This is a genomic window from Pseudomonas sp. DY-1, assembly GCF_003626975.1.
Lineage (GTDB): Bacteria > Pseudomonadota > Gammaproteobacteria > Pseudomonadales > Pseudomonadaceae > Metapseudomonas.
This window is the reverse complement of record NZ_CP032616.1, coordinates 3,878,858-3,897,509: the sequence shown is the minus strand read 5'-3', so window position 1 is coordinate 3,897,509 and position 18,652 is coordinate 3,878,858. Positions and strand designations below refer to the sequence as shown.

Here is an 18,652-nt window from a genome sequence, read left to right as displayed (position 1 = left end):
ACGGCAGCACGGTGGGACGAGGCGGATTGCCTCAGGAGGTGGGGTTCAGCGACTGGCCGGCCTTGGCAGCGGGGTTCTTGTAGGCGTAGACCAGCTCGTCGGTGAGCGCCTGGGCTTCGCGCGTCATCAGTTCCTGGTCGCGGCACACCAGCGAGATGTTCATCGGCGGCACCTGTTCCACCAGATCGATGATCTCCAGTTCCTGGCCGAGTTTGCGCACATGGTCGAGGACCCGCAGCGACCAATAGCTGATCGCATCGGTATTCAGCGCCAGTTCGGAGAACAACACCACCGAGGCGCATTCGATGATCCGCTCCGGCGGCTCCACCTGATAGTTCTCGAACATCCAGCCGACCCGTGACTGCTCCAGTGAGTCCTGCAGCAGCCATTCCTGGTCGCGCAACTCGTTCAGGGTGCGCACATGGCGCAGCGGATGGCCTTTGCGCACGGCAAGCACCGTCGGCTGGGTGAACAGTTCGGTCCAGTGGAAGCCGTCACTGCTGCGGGAGGCGGGCAGGGAGGTAAGCACCAGATCCAGCAGGCCTTCGCGCAGGCCCTCCATCAGCTTGGAGGGGCGCAATTCGTGGATCTGCACCTGCACCTTGGGGTAGCGCTTGCGGTAGCGGTTGAGGCTGGCGATGAACTGGGCGCCGGGCGTTACCGGAGAAACGCCGATGGAGACCTTGCCGTCCATGACGCCCTTGAGGGTTTCGATCTCGTCACGTGCGCGGCGCACCTCTTCCAGGATCAGCCGCGCGCGGCGTACAAGGCGCTCGCCGAATTCGGTGAGGGTGATGCCGCGGTTGGAACGCACCAGCAGAGGTACGCCGAGTTCGGCTTCCAGTTCCTTGATGCCCTTGGACAGGGCGGGCTGGGAAATGTGGAGCAGCCGCGAGGCTTCCTGGATGCTGCCACTCTCGCAGATCGCGACAATGGCGCGGAGCTGGTGCAACTTCATGAATGGGCCCGGATGAGTTCGGTGGTGGGGCCGACTGTAAGGCAAAAAGTGGGCCGGGTGCTGTAAAGAGACGTTTCAGCCGGTGCGGCTGTGCAGAGCGTTCGCGGATTCGCTTCTCCCGTAGGGGCGAACTCATTCGCCAAGGGTGGCGTAGATGCCCCCAGCAGTATTCAAGGGCAGACCTTCGGCCTGCCTGGCGATTGAAATCGCCCCTACAAGGTGCCCATGGCCCGATCCGGTCAAGAAAAAGGCGGCCCGAGGGCCGCCAAGGTGGAGCACGATGCAAATCAGCGGATACCCGTGGCGCGCAGGGCGTTGGGAGTGAACTGCTTGCGGCTGTAGTTGATGCCGAACTGGTAGGCGTTCTTCTCTTCGTTGTAGAGAGCATTCACCGCGTAGCGACCAGACTGCACGTCGTAGTGGGTCTCGGCGTTGAACAGGGGCATCTGCTGGTCATAGAAGAAGCTGGTATGACCTTCGGAAACGCGCCACAAGTTGCCGCGACCGTCGTAGGCGTCTGCTTCGGCGGCTTGCCAGCTGTCTTCGTCGATAAAGAGATCGCGTCGCGAATAGATGTGGCGCTGGCCCGGCTTCAGGGTCGCGGTCACATGCCAGACACGGTGCAGCTCATAGCGAGTGTGCTCAGGATTGAGGTGGCCGGGCTTGATGATGTCGCTGTACTTCAGCTTGGGCGAACCCAGCTTGTAGGCGTTGTAGGGGATGTACAGCTCCTGCTTGCCCACCAGCTTCCAGTCGAAGCGATCCGGCGCGCCATTGAACATGTCGAAGTCGTCCAGGGTACGCATGCCTTCGGCGCCGGGGCTGTCGTAGGCGATCTGCGGCGCGCGACGCACGCGGCGCTGGCCGGCGTTGTACTGCCAGGCCATGCGCGGTTCCTTGACCTGGTTGATGGTCTCGTGGATCAGCAGCACACCGCCGGCCAAGCGCGCCGGAGAGAGGAATTCCTCGCGGTAGAAGTAGAGGATGTTCTCCATCTCCGTGGGCGAGTAATCGGAGAGGCCCACCGGGTAGGCCAACTGCTGCTTGACCAGGCTCGGCGTGTAGGCGCCATTGGCCTGGGGCGAGGCCTGCACCACCTGGCGCTGCAGGGACAGCCCCCGGTAGCGGCCGATATGGTTCCAGATCACCTCCAGGCCGTCCTTCGGGATGGCGAAGGGCAGGCCGCCGCTTTTGTAGTTCTGCAGGCCGTTGCCGTTTTCCGCCAGCTGGGTGTGGGTGGCATTCTCGCGGCTGGCGTCCAGGTAGCCCTGGGGCAGGCTGATGGAGCGACGGGTCGGGTACACCGGAATCCGGTAGCTGTCCGGGTAGCGCTTGAACAAGGCCAACTGGCCTGGGGTCAGCTTGTCCTTGTACTGCTCGGCGTTCTGCGCAGTGATGGTGAACAGCGGCTGGTCGGCGGCATACGGGTCGGAAAGGAAACCATCGGCATCGCGGGTGCCGGCGTCCTTGGCCAGGCCACCGGTCCAGGCCGGGATGCTGCCATCGGCATTGCCGGCCTTCTCCGCGCCTATGGGCGTGAGGTCGGCGCCGAGGCGCGTGACCTGGTCGACCGGCACTGCGGCCAATGCCTGGGTGGCGATCAGGCCGAGGCCGATGCAGCCGGCGCGCAGGAGTCGTGAATCGATCATGTTCAATCTCATGTGCAGGGGCCTCAGAAGCTCGCGCCGACGCTGAAGGCGAGGAAGTCGCGGTCGGTGTTGGTGTTGAAGTCGCCGCCGAAGTAGTCGGTGTAACTCAGGCTGGCGGTGTAGGTGGACAGGTAGTCGGCGTCGAGGCCGACGCTCACCGACTTGTTGCCTTCGGTGAAGGACGGGCCGTAGCCCTCGACGTCATGGGCGAAGGCCAGGTTGGGCTTTAGGTTCACACCGGCGATGGCGTCGTTGAACTCCAGTTGCGCGCGCAGGCGGTAACCCCAGGAGTTCTGGGTATAGAAACCCTTGTCGGTGCATTGGTCGGGGTTAGCGGTGTTAAGCAGGCGGGTGCACAGCTGGTTGCCGCGCAGCGTGCCCACACCGGGGATGGTCGCGGTGCCGGCCCCCGCCAGCGAGCCCATGCCGTAGACGCTGCTGCGGCCGAAGCGCAGGTCGGTACCGTCGGTGGAGCCGAGGTCGCCGATATGGCTGAAGCCCACCTCGCCGACGATGTTCAGGCGGTCCGCGGCCAGCACCTGGTCGAAGCTGTGTATCGCCGTGACCTGGGCCTGGGTGAAGGGCATGCGCTTGTAGCCCTGCACCGGGCTGCCGGGCGCCGTGTCGGCCCAGTCGGTATCGAAGATTGCCAGGCCCTTGAGGCGCAGCAGGTCCGTCAGTTGGCCAACGCTGGCCGCGGTGGAAACATCGGTGCCATTGAGCGCCAGCGGCATGTTCGGCCGGTGGCTGATCTCGCCTGACAACGCGGTGCCATCCGGGGTGGTGGTGGCGAAGCTGATGCCGTAGAGGCGGATGTCTTCGGGGTAGGCCAGGTGGTAGCGTGCAGTCGCCGGGCCTGGCGCGCCGTTGATGGCGGCCAGGCTGGGGCGGCCCACGGTCCACACGCTCTCCGGGGTGCGGCTGTGGTAGTTGAGCGCGTAGAAGCCGAACTCGGTGTCGTTCAGCTCCGGTACCAGCCAGCGCAGGGCCACGCCAAACTGGCCGCCGTCGCGGGCGTCGTCGTCGGCCTCGCGCGGTACCCAGCCATAGCGTGCAGGGTCACGATCGAAGTCGGTGCCGAAAGTGGTCATGCCGAGGTTGCAACCCTGGGGCGCGGTGTCGCTGCCGAAGAAGGTGCCGCAGTTGTCCAGAACGGTCTTGTCCCACTCCAGTTGGTAGAAGCCTTCCACCGAGAGGTTCTCGGTCAGGCCCTGGGTGGCGTAGAGCATGTTCACCGGGATCAGGCCTTCCTTGATCTCCGAGCCCGGTCGACGGAACGAGGCAACGTCGGTGGGGTTGATGGCGTTGATACCGTTGCCGATGAAGGTGCTTTCGCCCCAGCTCACCACCTGTTTGCCGGCACGCACGCTGCCCGGCAGGTCATCGATCAGGTAGTTGTGGTAGACGAAGGCGTCCAGCAGCTGGGTGCCGGATGATTTGGCCGCGTTGTCGCGGCCGCTGTCGTCTATGTCGTAGAGCGGGCGGTGCTCATCCTTCAGCTCGAAGTCGTACCAGTACTTGCCGCGCAGGAAGACGCCGGTGTCGCCGTACTTGAGTTCGAGGTCATGGATGCCCTTGAAGATCTTCGAGAAGGTTTCGCCCTTCTTGAAATTCAGTCGTCCGTCGTCGCTGGTGCGGGTCGACGCGGTTCCACCGTTGGCCTTGCCGATGAAGGCAGCGTCGGCCTCGTCCATCGCCCAGCTGGCGCCGATGGACAGCGACGAGTCGAAACGTCCCTCGATTTCCCCGATATTGAAACTGGCGGCTTGTGCAGGTTGCGCGCTCGAGAGTGCTACAGCCAGGGCCAGAACGCTGGGATACATGGTCCCCGCGCCTTTTGTTGTTCTTTTCATGATGCTCTCCGCCTGGTCAAAGAAGGCCCGCGGAAAGACCCGCCGGGCACACGCTTCTTTGCAGCCTGATGACAGGTGCGGGGGCATCCTAGGTAAGGCGGTGGCGTCCTGACCTCTGAATAATCCTTATGCCCATAGCCAAAGGTGAGGATGGTGGACGTGCGGGAAGCGACGGGGAGGGAGCAGAAACCCGGAAACACCGATCTGGTGGGCGCTGGCCGCAAATAACCGGGGGTTATCCCGATAAGCAGGATGTGAGGGTGATGCGGCGTACTGGCGAAACCGGCACCGATTGTGGGAGCGAATTCATTCGCGATTCAAATCGCTTGTACATAAATAAAAAGGCCGGGACAGTGCCCGGCCTTCTTGTCTTCTACGCAGAACTCAACGCGGCAGGTTGAGGTTCTTCCAGACCGCCAGGCTCGGTTCAGCCTGGTTCAGGGTGTAGAAGTGCAGGCCAGGGGCGCCGCCCTGGAGGAGCTGTTCGCACATCTCGGTGATCACCTGCTCGCCGAAGGACTGGATGCTCTGCACGTCATCGGCATAAGCCTCCAGTTGCTTGCGGATCCAGCGCGGGATTTCCGCGCCGCAGGCGTCGGAGAAGCGGGCCAGCTTGCTGTAGTTGGTGATCGGCATGATGCCCGGTACCACCGGGATATCCACACCCAGCTTGCGAGCACGTTCGACGAAGTAGAAGTAGCTGTCGGCGTTGAAGAAGTACTGGGTGATCGCGCTGCTGGCGCCGGCCTTGACCTTGCGCACGAAGTTGGCGAGATCGGCCTCGTAGCTGCGCGCCTGGGGGTGGACTTCCGGGTAGGCGGCGACTTCGATATGGAAGTGGTCACCGGTTTCCGCACGGATGAACTCCACCAGTTCGTTGGCAAAGCGCAGCTCGCCGCTGGCCATGCCCATGCCCGATGGCAGGTCGCCGCGCAGGGCGACGATGCGCTGGATACCGGCGTCCTTGTAGTGGGCCAGCAGGGCACGAAGTTCGGCCTTGCTGTCGCCGACGCAAGACAGGTGCGGGGCGGTAGGCACCTTCACCTCGCCGTCCAGCTGCAGCACGGTCTGCAGGGTACGGTCGCGGGTGGAGCCGCCGGCACCATAGGTGCAGGAGAAGAAATCCGGCTGGTAGTTGGCCAGTGTGCGGGCGGTGGCCATCAGTTTTTCGTGCCCGGCTTCGGTCTTGGCGGGGAAGAACTCGAAGCTGTAACGGCGTTCTTGGGACATGGGTCTTTCCAGGCTCGGGAGCTAGAGACGGAGGGCTTACCCTCCGCCAGGCTGAAAACGGGGGTGAACGGGACGGGCCCGTCCACCCGGACCATCAGTAGCGGTAGGTGTCCGGCTTGAAGGGGCCTTCCACGGTCACGCCAATGTAGTCGGCCTGCTGGCGGGTCAGCTGGGTGACCACGCCGCCGAAGCCCTTGACCATTTCCAGGGCCACTTCTTCGTCCAGCTTCTTCGGCAGCACTTCCACGGTCAGGCGCTGGGCCTTCTGGTCAGCCGAGAGGTTGGCGAACTTCTGCTCGAAGAGGTGGATCTGCGCCAGCACCTGGTTGGCGAAGGAACCGTCCATGATCCGGCTCGGGTGGCCGGTGGCGTTGCCCAGGTTAACCAGGCGGCCTTCGGCCAGCAGGATCAGATAGTCCTCGTTCAGCGGGTCGAAGCCGTCATTGCCGGTGCGGTGGATCTTGTGCACCTGGGGTTTCACTTCTTCCCAGGCCCAGTTCTTGCGCATGAAGGCGGTGTCGATTTCGTTGTCGAAGTGGCCGATGTTGCAGACCACAGCGCGCTTCTTCAGGGCCTTGAGCATGTTGGCGTCACACACGTTGACGTTGCCGGTGGTGGTCACGATCAGGTCGATCTTGCCCAGCAGCGCGGCGTCGACGCTGGCTTCGGTGCCGTCGTTCAGGCCGTTCTTGTACGGGGAAACGACTTCGAAGCCGTCCATGCAGGCCTGCATGGCGCAGATCGGGTCGACCTCGGAAACCTTCACGATCATGCCTTCCTGGCGCAGGGACTGGGCCGAGCCCTTGCCCACGTCGCCGTAGCCGATCACCAGTGCCTGCTTGCCCGACAGCAGGTGGTCGGTGCCGCGCTTGATGGCGTCGTTCAGGCTGTGGCGGCAGCCGTACTTGTTGTCGTTCTTGCTCTTGGTCACCGAGTCGTTGACGTTGATCGCCGGGACTTTCAGGGTGCCGGCCTTGAGCATGTCGAGCAGACGGTGCACGCCAGTGGTGGTTTCTTCGGTGATGCCGTGGATCTTCTCCAGCATCTGCGGGTATTTCTTGTGCAGGATCTCGGTCAGGTCACCGCCGTCGTCCAGCACCATGTTGGCGTCCCACGGCTGGCCGTCCTTGAGGATGGTCTGCTCGATGCACCACTCGTACTCTTGCTCGGTCTCGCCCTTCCAGGCGAAGACCGGGATACCGGCGGCGGCGATGGCGGCAGCGGCCTGGTCCTGGGTAGAGAAGATGTTGCAGGACGACCAGCGCACTTCGGCGCCCAGGGCGGTCAGGGTCTCGATCAGCACGCCGGTCTGGATGGTCATATGGATGCAGCCGAGGATCTTCGCGCCTTTCAGGGGCTGCTGGCCGGCGTACTTGCGGCGCAGGGCCATCAGGGCGGGCATTTCGGATTCGGCGATGATCAGCTCGCGGCGGCCCCAGGCGGCCAGGGAAATGTCGGCGACCTTGAAGTCGTTGAAATCGGCAGGCGTCATGACAGCGCTCATGCGTGAGTCTCCATTCGTAGTGTGCGAATGGGCGCCGTTGATGCGTTTGTCGATCAGCGGGTTGCCGACCGGGTCTACGCCCCTTCCGAGCCTGACAGGCGGAGCCTGATTCGAAACAGGCACCACTTGCTGCAGCGCCCCTCGGAAGGGAGGCGGGAACGACCGGGCTGTGCCGGTCGTTTGGAAAACCTGCGGATTATAGCGACGCTGGCGGGCAAGCCCAAGGCTTTCCGTCGCCCCGACGAGCACCTATCGCAGCCATTGAAAGCCTTGCCGCGACAAGCGGTGGATGGCCGTTCATGATCCATTCCATCCCACACAAGGAGGACGTTGCATGAACTTCCATACGCGTAAATGGATCAAGCCCGAAGACCTCAACCCCAACGGCACGCTGTTCGGCGGCAGCCTGCTGAAGTGGATCGATGAGGAAGCGGCCATCTACGCCATCATCCAGCTCGGCAACCAGCGCGTGGTCACCAAGTTCATCTCCGAGATCAACTTCGTCAGCTCGGCGCGCCAGAGCGACATCATCGAGCTGGGCATCACCGCCACCGAGTTCGGCCGCACCTCGATCACCCTGTGTTGCGAAGTGCGTAACAAGATCACCCGCAAGAGCATCCTGACCATCGACAAGATGGTCTTCGTCAACATTGGCGAAGATGGCTTGCCGGCGCCCCATGGCAAGCGGGAGATCACCTACATCAAGGACCAGTTCAAGGAATAGGCCGCGCCATTGGCCGAGGTGCCGATCATTGCGAACGGCCGGCCATGGCTGTGTGTGAAAGGGGAGGGCAGGCTCGCCGCCTGACCCGACCCTCACGGAGCTGCCATGACCCTTGCCTACTGGTGCGTACTGATCGCGCTGTTCCTGCCCTACCTGTCCACCGCCGCGGCCAAGTTCACCGGGGGTGATTTCGGTTTCCGCCAGAACCACGATCCGCGCTCGTTTCTCGCCAGTCTCGATGGCTGGCGCAAGCGCGCCCACAACGCGCAGCTCAATGCCTTCGAAGTCACTCCGGCGTTCGTTGCGGCGGTGATCATCGGCCACCTGGCCGGCACCGCCAGCCAGGACACTCTGGATATGCTCGCTGTCGCCTTCATCGCCAGCCGCGTGCTGTATTTCATCTGCTACCTGGCCGACTGGGCTGCGTTGCGTTCCGTGGTGTGGTTCGCCGGCATGAGCTTGATCGCGGCAGTGTTCGTCGTTTCCGTCTGATCCCCGCGGTCAGCGGTCCCAGGCCTCTTGCGCGGCGGCCAGCTCGGCTGGCACCTCCTCCAGCTTGGCCTGGCGTTTGGCGATCAGGGCGAGCGGGCGGGAAAGGTGTCGCTTCATCGGTTTTCTCCTTGGCTGCGAACGACCTGATTGTGGCTGGAGAAGCGCGTCGCTACGGCGCGGATCTCCAATTCCATGTTCTGCGACAAACTGTCGCCAGGCTTGGTATTTGCCGGACAGGTGGGGATACTGTCGCCCGCCTCCAGTCCTACCCGTGATCCTGTCGATGAAAGCCATGAAGCTTCTGATCCTTGCTGCCGCCTGCCTGGGCCTTGCCGCCTGCGGTGGCGTGGACCCCAATTCGCCGCTGGGCAAGCGCCAGGCGATCTTCAAGGAGATGCTGCGCACCAGCGAGGATCTCGGCGGCATGCTGCGCGGCCGTATCAGCTTCGACGAGCAGCGCTTCGCCACTGGGGCGGCCAAGCTCGACCAACTGTCCCGCGAGCCCTGGCAGCACTTCCCGCAGGTTCAGGAAGGCGACGCGGACAGCGCTGCTCGTGACGAGGTCTGGCAGCGCCAGGAGCGTTTCAAGGAACTGGTGCGTGAGCTCGAGGCCAGCACAGGCCAGCTTGCCAGCGCCGCCCAGGCCCGTCCGGTTACCGCCCAGGGCGTTGCGCCGCTGGTGCAGAAGGTAGAAGACAGCTGCGAGGCCTGTCACAAGGAGTTCCGCGCCTACTGAGGCGCGGAAAATCCATCTACCCCGGTGACCTCAAGGTGGTCCGCCAGCGCGAGTACCTCGCGGTGCTGGAAGAAGGCCACCAGTTGTCTGGCCTTGCCCGACCCGACGCCCGCCAGTTTTTGCCATTGCGCGGCTGTCCTGCCCGCCAGCGCCTTCCAGTCCCCCTGCGGCTCCTTCGCGCCTGCGGGCGGTACCCCCAGCGCGCGCAGCCATTGCCTGAAAGGCCGCCCACGGGCTTGCTGGAAAATTTCCGCCAGGGCGGTCGCGCGCGTCGCGCCGATGCCCGGCCTAGCCGCCAATGCGGCGGCGTCCAGATCCAACCAGCCCAACAGGCCATTCAGTTCCAAACGCGCCCAGGTTCCGCGTCCCAGCCCTTCCAGCGCCAGGCCCTTGGGGCCACCCAGCCACTCAAGGCGTGAAAGGAACTGCTCCTGGCAACCGGGTTCCGGGCGAAAGCAGCTGAGGGCGTGATAACGGCTGGGCGAAGGCGCCTCCACCAAGGGCCGTTCGGTAGCACGCAAAACCACGGATTCAAGCCGTGGAATGGTGAGACCGGCCAGTGCAATGGCGACCTGGTCGCCGGGGCGGATATCCAGTTCATGCCAACGCCTGAGCGAGCCAAGGCCGACGCGTTGTATGCGCCGGCCATCCAGTTCGACCGGCGACAGTTTCAGCAGCGGCGTGACCCGACCGGTGCGCCCCACCTTGAACGCCACTGAACGCACCTCCGCCAAGGCCTTGGCGAACGGGTACTTCCAGGCCACGGCCCAGTTCGGCGGTTGCGGCCTCCAACTACCTGCCGCGGGCCGCGTACCCTGGCGAATGACGATGCCGTCACTGGCAAACGGCAGTGGCGAGCGGTACCAGCGTTCGCGCCAGGCAGCGATTTCTTCGGCGCTTGCGACGGGACGGCTCAGCGCCACGGCATCGGCGAAACCCATGGCCTGAAGGCCTTGCAGGCGCTTTTCCATCTGCGCCGGCCCGTCCGGCCAGTCCCAGGCGAAGAAACCAATGCCGCGGGCATCGTGCTTGGCCAGCGCCCGTCGATTGAGCAATCCGGCTACTTTGCCGCGTGCACCCTGGCCCCCGCGTTGTGCCTGTACATGGCCTTCCAGCCGCCAGTACAGCTCACCCTGGAGTATGGCGTCGTCGATGCCGGCCAGACGCTCGGGAACGGCGGCAATGCGCCTGGCCTGATGCGTCCAGTCCTGCCCCTGGCTGCCGTCGCCCCGGCTGATGGCCCGGACCAGGCGGCCTTCGCGATAGACCAGGGTGACGGCTACGCCATCCACCTTGGGCTGGACCCAGAGGTCACGGCGTTGGCCCATCCAACGGCGCAGGTCGTCGATGTCCCGCAACTTGTCTAGGCCCGTCTGAGCAACCGGATGGAGGGTCTTGCCGGGGTTGCCCGCAAGGGGATCGCGTACTGGCGATGCTGCATCGGGAAAGCAGTCACGCAGGAGGGCGAGTCGCGTACGGGCCTGGTCGTAGAGTTCGTCGTCCACCGTCGCGCGGCCCTCGCTGTGATAGGCGAAATCCCAGTCGGCGATTCGGTTTGCGAGGGATACAAGTTCGGCTTTGGCGCGGTCGCTTTGCCAATCAGGGCAGGCGTCGGCCAGGGCGAGGCCGGGAAGGAAGAAGAGAAGGGATGTCCAGGGTTTCATGGCGAGCCTCCTTGCTCATCGGGAAGGCGGCCAGTCTAGGAGCGGGATTTGTCAGCAGGCGCTGAATCGCTTGTCCGTTCGGGCGTGGTTGGTTGTGGGCATTCGGGATCGCCCCGGTTGCCCAACAAAAAGCCCCGCACGAGGCGGGGCTTTCTGCAGATCGGTCAGGGCTTAGACGCCGGCGGCGATGCGCAGGGCTTCGGCCTTGTCGGTCTTCTCCCAGGTGAACGCGGTGAAGGTGTCTTCGCCGTAGGTCATTTCATAGGGATTGCGACCGAAGTGGCCGTAGGCCGCGGTCGGCTGATACATCGGGTGCAGCAGGTCGAGCATCTTGGTGATCGCGTACGGACGCAGGTCGAAGTGCTCGCGAACCAGCTGGACGATCTTCTCGTCGCTGATCTTGCCGGTGCCGAAGGTGTTGATCGAGATGGAGGTCGGCAGGGCCACGCCGATGGCGTAGGACACCTGGATCTCGCAACGCTCGGCCAGACCGGCGGCGACGATGTTCTTGGCCACGTAACGGCCGGCGTAGGCAGCCGAACGGTCAACCTTGGACGGGTCCTTGCCGGAGAATGCGCCGCCACCGTGACGGGCCATGCCGCCGTAGGAGTCGACGATGATCTTGCGACCGGTCAGGCCGCAGTCGCCCACCGGGCCGCCGATCACGAAGTTGCCGGTCGGGTTGATGTGGAACTGGGTGTCCTTGTGCAGCAGCTCGGCCGGCAGCACGTGCTTGACGATCAGCTCCATCACGCCTTCGCGCAGGTCGGAGTACTTCACGTCGGGGTTGTGCTGGGTCGACAGCACGATGGCGTCGATCCCGACGACCTTGCCGCCTTCGTAGCGGCAGGTGACCTGGCTCTTGGCGTCCGGACGCAGCCACGGCAGCAGGCCGGACTTGCGCGCTTCGGCCTGACGCTCCACCAGGCGGTGGGAGAAGCAGATCGGGGCAGGCATCAGCACGTCGGTTTCGTTGCTGGCGTAGCCGAACATCAGGCCCTGGTCACCGGCGCCCTGGTCTTCCGGCTTGGAGCGGTCAACACCTTGGTTGATGTCGGGGGACTGCTTGCCAATGATGTTCAGGATGCCGCAGGTGGCACCGTCGAAGCCGACGTCGGAGCTGTCGTAGCCGATGTCGATGATGACCTTGCGCACCAGCTCTTCCAGGTCGACCCAGGCGGAGGTGGTGACTTCACCGGCGATGATCGCAACGCCAGTCTTGACCAGGGTTTCGCAGGCAACGCGAGCGTGCTTGTCCTGGGCGATGATGGCGTCGAGGACGGCATCGGAAATCTGGTCGGCGATCTTGTCCGGATGGCCTTCGGACACGGATTCGGAGGTAAACAGGGAGTATTCGCTCATCTATCGGTTTTCCTATTCGTTACCGGTGGGTGAGTTCGCTTCGTGAATCCGGTTTGGCGAAGTGCCGCACCTGAATCTGAAAGCCGTTTCGCAAGCCAATGTAGAGGCTCTCGCCGGGCGTGAGCCCCGCGGCATTGGCCCAACGGGCCAGGTCGTCCTGTTCGAAGCCCAACCATAGATCGCCGCAGGCCTCCCTGGCCCAACTCTGGTTGTGGCTGCACAACTCGGTCACCAGCAGCGCGCCGCCAGGCTGCACTCGCTGGGCCAATTGTTTCATCGCATCGGCCGGCGCCGCGAAATGGTGCAGGACCATGTTCAGCACCACGCAGTCGGCGGCCGCCTGCTCGTCATTCAGGGCATCGGTCAGTCGCAGTTCTACGTTACCGAGGCCTTCTTCGTTACAGCGCATGCGCGCCAGTTCCAGCATGGCCGGGCTGTTGTCCAGCGCCGTGACCTGGCTGAATCGCCGTGCCAGATCCGGCAGGAAACCGCCGTCGCCGGGGCCGACTTCCAGGGCGGTGGAGCCGGATTCGAAACCCAGTGCGTCAAGCAATGCCAGCACGCTGTCACGGTATTGCGGCAATCCTGCGATGAGGTCTTGCTGCGCCTGGAATTTTTCCGCCGCACGGGCGAAGAAGTCGCGGCTGACCGCTTCGCGCTGGGCATGCACTTCGGTGATGCGCCCGGCGATGTCTGTCGGTAGCTCCAGCTCGTCCACTTCGGCCAGCAGGGCCGCGTGCAACATGCCGCCGATCCGCTCGTTCTGCGCCAGGGCGCGGCGATAGAAGATCGCGTTGCCTTCGCGCCGGGTGGCCACCAGGCCTGCCTGGGACAGCACCTTGAGGTGGTGGCTCATGCCGGATTGGCCGGTGGCGAAAATCTGCGCCAGCTCCAGCACTCCGAACGAGTCGTTGGCCAGCACCCGCAGCACGTTCAGGCGCAGCGGATCACCGCCGGCCTTGCACAGGGCGGCCAGCTCGTCGCTGTCGTCATGACGGATCTGGGGTACGCGCAGGCTCATAGGTGGCGCAGTCTAGCCCCCGGTCCCGGTCGTCGCAATGCCAATATCAAAAAGTTTTGATATTGGGTGATCGACGGTTAGTCGGCTTTTCGCACCAGATCGAGGAAAGCGGCCGGGGCGGGGCTCAGGTTCTGCTTCGGCCGCCAGATGGCATGCAAAGAGCGCTCGATACGCAGGTCCGCTACCTCCAGGCGTACCAGACGGCCGCTGGCCAGTTCCTCGCGAACCATGTGCGGCGAGAGCCAGGCAATGCCACGGCCATCCTGCACCAGCCGCTTGAGCGCTTCCGTGCTGCCGATGGACATGCGCGCGCGCACTTCTATGCCGCGCTCGCGGTAGGCCTGCTCGACGCTGGCGCGGGTGGCTGAGCCTTCCTCGCGCAGGTAGTGGGGCTGACCGGCGAGCTCCCGTGCGTCGAGTCCACTGCGCCCGGCCAATGGGTGCGCCGGTCCGGCAACCGGGAGCAGGCGGTCACGGTCCAGCAGGTGGCTGGCGAAGGCCTGCTCATCGAAGGCGCCTTCCACGAATCCCAGGCTGATGCTGCCGTCCTCCAGTTGCGCGGCCACCTCGCGGGTATTGCTCACGGACAGGTCGATCGCCACGCAGGGGTGCAGTCGGTGGAAGCCCTCGATCAACTCCGGCAGCAGGTAGCTGCCCAGGGTGGCGCTGGCCCCCAGGCGCAGTTCGCCATCGTCCAGGCTGGCGAAACCGCGCAGGTCGCGCTCGGCTGCTTCCTCCAGGGCGAAGATGCGCTGGGCGTAATGCAGCAGCCGCTGGCCGCCTTCGGTCAGACTCACTCCGCGCGGGCGTCGATCGAACAGTGGCAGGCCGATGCTGGCTTCCAGGTCACGGATTTCCCGTGTCACCGCCGGCTGGCTGATGAATAGGCGTGCTGCACCGGCGCTGACGCTGCCGCTCTCGGCGACCGCGAGAAAGACCTTGAGGTGATGAAGATTCATAGATGAAAGGCATGCCAAAGATGCTGAATATGTATTTTTCATATAGCACAGCGCTCCCTACTCTGGCTCCGACATTCATCCCGCCACGGGATCACCCGACCGGAGTCCGCGATGCCTCGCCCCTTCACCCGTCTTGCCGAACCCTTCGCCTTCGTTCGTCAGTTCACGCCCAGCTGGTTTGCCATGACCATGGGTACTGGCGCGCTGGCATTGGTGGTGGCGGCACTGCCTTGGGGCGGGGCGATCGAGGCGCAGCTTGCGGAAGGCCTGTGGTTGTTCAACGCCGTGCTCTTTGGCGGCTTCGCCCTGCTGTTCCTTGCCCGCGTCCTGCTGTTCCGCGACACCGTGCGGCCCATGCTGTTGCACCCGGTGCAGTCGATGTTCCTCGGCGCCATCCCCATGGGGTTGGCGACCTTGATCAATGGCCTGGTGCTGTTTGGCGCGCCGCACTGGGGCTCCCAGGTGATCGCCCTTGCCCATGGCCTCTGGTGGCTGGATGTGGTGCTGGCCCTGGGCGCAGCCTTGCTGGTGCCTTACCTGATGTTCACCCGCCAGGATCACGCCCTGGAGAAGCTCACTGCAGTCTGGCTGCTGCCCATCGTCGCGCCGGAAGTGGCCGCCGCCGCAGCCGGGGTGCTGGCGCCGCATCTTGCTCCGGAAGCAGCGCGGCAGATGCTGGTGGTCGGCTACCTGCTATGGGGCGTGTCCCTTAGCCTGGCGTTCTCGCTGATCACCCTGGTGCTGCTGCGCCTGGCCCTGCACAAGCTGCCGGGCAGCGAATTCGCCGCCACCAGTTGGCTGCCAGTCGGGCCGCTGGCCACTGGCTGCCTCGGGCTGTTGAGCCTGGGCAAGGCCATGCCCGCTGCCTTTGCCGACACGCCACTGGCGGGCGTGGCGGAACTCGCTCGTGATCTTGGCCTGCTGGGTAGCCTGCTGCTGTGGGGCGCCGCGCTCTGGTGGCTGGTGATGGCGCTGTTCTGCACCCGTCGCCACCTGCGCCAGGACATGCGATTCAACCTGGGCTGGTGGGGCTTCACCTTCCCCCTGGCGGTGTTCACCCTGGCCACCTTTGAACTCCAGCGGCGCACCGGCATGGACTTCTTCGGGCCGATTGGCGCGGCGCTGGCGCTCGGATTGGCGCTGATCTGGCTGCAAGTGATGGCGCGGACACTGGCCGGACTCTGGCACGGAGAGCTGTTCCAGGCGCCCTGCCTTGCGGCTGCGGGAGGACTTTCGCGCAACTGACCGGTGAACAGCGACCATCTGTGATTGCCCGCGACCTGCCGGCTGGGCGAAAATAGCGGCCTTTTTTCGATTAGCCGTCTATTCAGACCTGCAGGAGATAAGCGATGCCCAGCCGTCGTGAGCGTGCCAATGCCATTCGTGCCCTAAGCATGGATGCTGTGCAGAAAGCCAACAGCGGCCACCCCGGCGCCCCCATGGGGATGGCCGATATCGCCGAAGTGCTCTGGCGGGATTACCTGCAGCACAACCCGAACAACCCCGAATGGCCCAACCGTGACCGCTTCGTGCTGTCCAACGGCCACGGCTCGATGCTGAACTACTCGCTGCTGCACCTGACCGGCTACGACCTCACCATCGAAGACCTGAAGAACTTCCGCCAGCTCGGCAGTCGCACTCCGGGCCACCCGGAATACGGCTATACCGCCGGCGTCGAGACCACCACCGGTCCGCTGGGCCAGGGCATCGCCAACGCTGTTGGCTTCGCCATCGCCGAAAAGACCCTGGCTGCCCAGTTCAACCGTGACGGCCACAACATCGTCGACCACAACACCTATGTGTTCCTCGGTGATGGCTGCATGATGGAAGGCATTTCCCACGAAGTTTGCGCACTGGCCGGCACACTCGGTCTGGGCAAGCTGGTCGCCTTCTACGATGACAACGGCATCTCCATCGATGGCGAAGTCCACGGCTGGTTCACCGACGACACTCCGAAGCGCTTCGAAGCCTACGGCTGGCAGGTGATCCGCAACGTCGACGGCCATGACGCCGATGAGATCAAGACCGCCATCGAGACCGCGCGCAAGTCCAGCGACCGTCCGACCCTGATCTGCTGCAAGACCGTGATCGGCTTCGGCTCGCCGAACAAGCAGGGCAAGGAAGAGTGCCACGGTGCCCCGCTGGGCAACGACGAGATCGCCCTGACCCGCGCCGCCCTGGGCTGGAACCATGCGCCCTTCGAAGTCCCGGCCGACATCTACGCCGAGTGGGACGCCAAGGCCGCCGGCGCCTCTCGCGAGGCTGAGTGGAACGAGCGCTTCAAGGCATACGCCGCCGCCCATCCGGAACTGGCCGCTGAATTCCAGCGCCGCATCAAGGGCCAGCTGCCGGCCGACTTCTCCGCCAAGGCCGATGCCTATATCGCTGAGGTGGCCGCCAAGGGCGAAACCATCGCCAGCCGCAAGGCCAGCCAGAACGCCCTGAATGCCTTTGGCCCGCTGCTGCCGGAATTCCTCGGCGGCTCGGCTGACCTGGCCGGCTCCAACCTGACCCTGTGGAAGGGCTGCAAGGGCGTGTCCGCCGAGGATGCCTCTGGCAACTACCTGTTCTACGGCGTTCGCGAGTTCGGCATGAGCGCCATCATGAACGGCATCGCCCTGCACGGCGGTTTCATTCCCTACGGCGCCACCTTCCTGGTGTTCATGGAATACGCCTGCAATGCCGTGCGCATGGCTGCGCTGATGAAGAAGCGCGTGCTGTTCGTCTACACCCACGACTCGATCGGCCTGGGCGAAGACGGCCCGACTCACCAGCCGGTGGAGCAACTGGCCAGCCTGCGCTGCACCCCGAACCTGAACACCTGGCGTCCGGCCGACGCGGTGGAATCCGCCGTGGCCTGGAAGTCCTCCATCGAGCGCAATGATGGCCCGAGCGCGCTGATCTTCTCCCGCCAGAACCTGCCCCACCAGGCTCGCGACGCTGACCAGGTCGCGAACATCGCCCGTGGCGGCTATGTGCTGAAGGACAGCGACGGCGAACCGGAACTGATCCTGATCGCCACCGGCTCCGAAGTGGGCCTGGCTGTCCAGGCCTTCGAGGCTCTGACCGCCGCCGGTCGCAAGGTGCGCGTGGTGTCCATGCCGTCCACCAGCCTGTTCGACCAGCAGGACGCCGCGTACAAGCAGGCCGTGCTGCCGGTACAGGTTGGCGCGCGTATCGCCATCGAAGCTGCACATGCGGACTTCTGGTACAAGTACGTCGGCCTGGAAGGTCGCGTGATCGGCATGACCACCTTCGGTGAGTCGGCGCCGGCCGCTGCACTGTTCGAACACTTCGGTTTCACCGTCGACAACATCGTCGCCACCGCCGAAGAACTGCTCGACGTCTGACCCGTTAATAGGAACGAGCTTGCTCGCGAAGCGTTTGTTTCGCGAGCAGGCTCGCTCCTACGGGGTTTCTTCTTCCTTTCCGGCCCTGCGAGCGCACCATGCCAAGCAACCGCCCCTTCAAAGTCGCCCTCAACGGCTACGGCCGCATTGGCCGTTGCGTGCTGCGCGCGCTCCACGAGCGTAGTGGCGGGGCGAGCTTCGAGATCGTCGCGCTGAACGACCTGGCCGATCAGGCCAGCATCGAATACCTGACCCGCTTCGACTCCACCCACGGCCGCTTCCCTGGCGAAGTCCGCGTGGACGGCGATTGCCTGCACATCAACGGCGACTGCGTGAAGGTGCTGCGCCACGCCGAGCCTGAGGGCATCGACTGGGCCGCCCTGGGCGTGGATCTGGTGCTGGAGTGCTCCGGCCAGTACACGCACCGCGAGCAGGCCGAGCGTTTCCTCGCTGCCGGCGCGCCGCGTGTGCTGCTGTCCCAGCCGATGTCCAACGAGTCGGACATCGACGCCACCATCGTCTTTGGCGTCAATCAGGACAGCTTGACCGGCACCGAGAAACTGGTGTCCAACGCATCCTGCACCACCAACTGCGGCGTACCGCTGCTGAAACTTCTCAACGAGTCCGTGGGTCTGGAGTACGTCTCCATTACTACCATCCACTCGGCGATGAACGACCAGCCCGTGATCGACGCCTACCACCACGAAGACCTGCGCCGCACCCGCTCCGCCTTCCAGTCGGTGATTCCGGTATCCACCGGGCTCGCCCGTGGTATCGAGCGCCTGCTGCCTGAGTTGACCGGGCGCATTCAGGCCAAGGCGATCCGGGTGCCGACGGTGAATGTGTCCTGCCTGGACATCACCTTGCAGACTGCCCGCGACACGTCGGCCGCTGAAATCAATCGTGTGCTTCGCGAAGCCGCCGAAAGCGGTCCGCTGAAAGGTCTCCTGGCCTACACCGAGCTGCCCCACGCCAGCTGCGATTTCAACCACGATCCCCATTCCGCCATCGTCGACGGCAGCCAGACCCGTGTGTCCGGCCCGCGCCTGGTCAACCTGCTGGCCTGGTTCGACAACGAATGGGGCTTCGCCAACCGTATGCTCGATACCGCAGACCACTATCTGCGGGTTTCCGCTGCTTCTCGTTAACT

At 64.4% G+C, this 18,652-nt stretch carries 15 protein-coding genes and 1 riboswitch; of the genes, 6 read left to right on the top strand and 9 right to left on the bottom strand.

Features of this window, described 5'->3' with window-relative positions; translation table 11 throughout:
* Positions 1-31 precede the first annotated feature (31 nt).
* The 5 genes from D6Z43_RS18400 to ahcY all read right to left on the bottom strand — a co-directional run bounded on the left by D6Z43_RS18400 (position 32) and on the right by ahcY (position 7,194).
* Positions 32-958, bottom strand: coding sequence for a LysR family transcriptional regulator (locus tag D6Z43_RS18400; RefSeq protein ID WP_120653530.1), 927 nt, complete (start codon positions 956-958; stop codon positions 32-34).
* A 287-nt stretch (positions 959-1,245) separates the two neighbouring features.
* On the bottom strand, positions 1,246-2,607 hold the full coding sequence (locus D6Z43_RS18395) for a DUF1329 domain-containing protein (protein WP_120653529.1): 1,362 nt from the start codon (positions 2,605-2,607) through the stop codon (positions 1,246-1,248).
* 23 nt (positions 2,608-2,630) lie between these two features.
* A complete protein-coding gene (locus D6Z43_RS18390) occupies positions 2,631-4,460 on the bottom strand; it encodes a DUF1302 domain-containing protein (protein ID WP_120653528.1) in 1,830 nt (609 codons plus the stop codon).
* Positions 4,461-4,844: 384 nt separating this feature from the next.
* Entirely contained in the window at positions 4,845-5,690 is an 846-nt protein-coding gene (metF, locus tag D6Z43_RS18385; protein ID WP_120653527.1) for a methylenetetrahydrofolate reductase [NAD(P)H], read from the bottom strand.
* 94 nt (positions 5,691-5,784) lie between these two features.
* Positions 5,785-7,194, bottom strand: coding sequence for an adenosylhomocysteinase (gene ahcY / locus D6Z43_RS18380; protein ID WP_120653526.1), 1,410 nt, complete (start codon positions 7,192-7,194; stop codon positions 5,785-5,787).
* Between the two features lie 22 nt (positions 7,195-7,216).
* Positions 7,217-7,343: riboswitch (S-adenosyl-L-homocysteine riboswitch) on the bottom strand.
* Positions 7,344-7,528: 185 nt separating this feature from the next.
* Here ahcY and D6Z43_RS18375 point away from each other — a divergent pair.
* The 3 genes from D6Z43_RS18375 to D6Z43_RS18365 all read left to right on the top strand — a co-directional run bounded on the left by D6Z43_RS18375 (position 7,529) and on the right by D6Z43_RS18365 (position 9,146).
* On the top strand, positions 7,529-7,918 hold the full coding sequence (locus D6Z43_RS18375) for an acyl-CoA thioesterase (RefSeq protein WP_120653525.1): 390 nt from the start codon (positions 7,529-7,531) through the stop codon (positions 7,916-7,918).
* Positions 7,919-8,023: 105 nt separating this feature from the next.
* On the top strand, positions 8,024-8,410 hold the full coding sequence (locus tag D6Z43_RS18370; protein WP_120653524.1) for an MAPEG family protein: 387 nt from the start codon (positions 8,024-8,026) through the stop codon (positions 8,408-8,410).
* Between the two features lie 283 nt (positions 8,411-8,693).
* On the top strand, positions 8,694-9,146 hold the full coding sequence (locus D6Z43_RS18365; RefSeq protein WP_120653523.1) for a cytochrome c: 453 nt from the start codon (positions 8,694-8,696) through the stop codon (positions 9,144-9,146).
* Here D6Z43_RS18365 and ligB read toward each other — a convergent pair.
* The 4 genes from ligB to D6Z43_RS18345 form a co-directional block, all read right to left on the bottom strand.
* A complete protein-coding gene (ligB, locus tag D6Z43_RS18360; protein WP_120653522.1) occupies positions 9,140-10,810 on the bottom strand; it encodes an NAD-dependent DNA ligase LigB in 1,671 nt (556 codons plus the stop codon). The genes D6Z43_RS18365 and ligB overlap by 7 nt on opposite strands.
* Positions 10,811-10,981: 171 nt before the next feature.
* Entirely contained in the window at positions 10,982-12,172 is a 1,191-nt protein-coding gene (metK, locus tag D6Z43_RS18355; protein ID WP_120653521.1) for a methionine adenosyltransferase, read from the bottom strand.
* Positions 12,173-12,191: 19 nt separating this feature from the next.
* Positions 12,192-13,193 carry a metalloregulator ArsR/SmtB family transcription factor gene (locus D6Z43_RS18350; RefSeq protein WP_120653520.1) on the bottom strand — a complete coding sequence of 334 codons (1,002 nt, stop codon included), beginning with the start codon at positions 13,191-13,193 and terminating at the stop codon, positions 12,192-12,194.
* 77 nt (positions 13,194-13,270) lie between these two features.
* A complete protein-coding gene (locus D6Z43_RS18345; RefSeq protein ID WP_120653519.1) occupies positions 13,271-14,152 on the bottom strand; it encodes a LysR family transcriptional regulator in 882 nt (293 codons plus the stop codon).
* 111 nt (positions 14,153-14,263) lie between these two features.
* Here D6Z43_RS18345 and D6Z43_RS18340 point away from each other — a divergent pair, with 111 nt between their 5' ends.
* From D6Z43_RS18340 to epd, 3 genes are all read left to right on the top strand, one after another.
* Complete coding sequence (locus D6Z43_RS18340; protein WP_120653518.1) at positions 14,264-15,397, top strand: TDT family transporter; 1,134 nt, start codon at positions 14,264-14,266, stop codon at positions 15,395-15,397.
* Between the two features lie 104 nt (positions 15,398-15,501).
* Positions 15,502-17,502 (top strand): transketolase, encoded by a 2,001-nt coding sequence (gene tkt / locus D6Z43_RS18335; protein WP_120653517.1) that lies wholly within the window; start codon positions 15,502-15,504, stop codon positions 17,500-17,502.
* 98 nt (positions 17,503-17,600) lie between these two features.
* On the top strand, positions 17,601-18,650 hold the full coding sequence (epd, locus tag D6Z43_RS18330) for an erythrose-4-phosphate dehydrogenase (protein ID WP_120653516.1): 1,050 nt from the start codon (positions 17,601-17,603) through the stop codon (positions 18,648-18,650).
* Positions 18,651-18,652 lie beyond the last annotated feature (2 nt).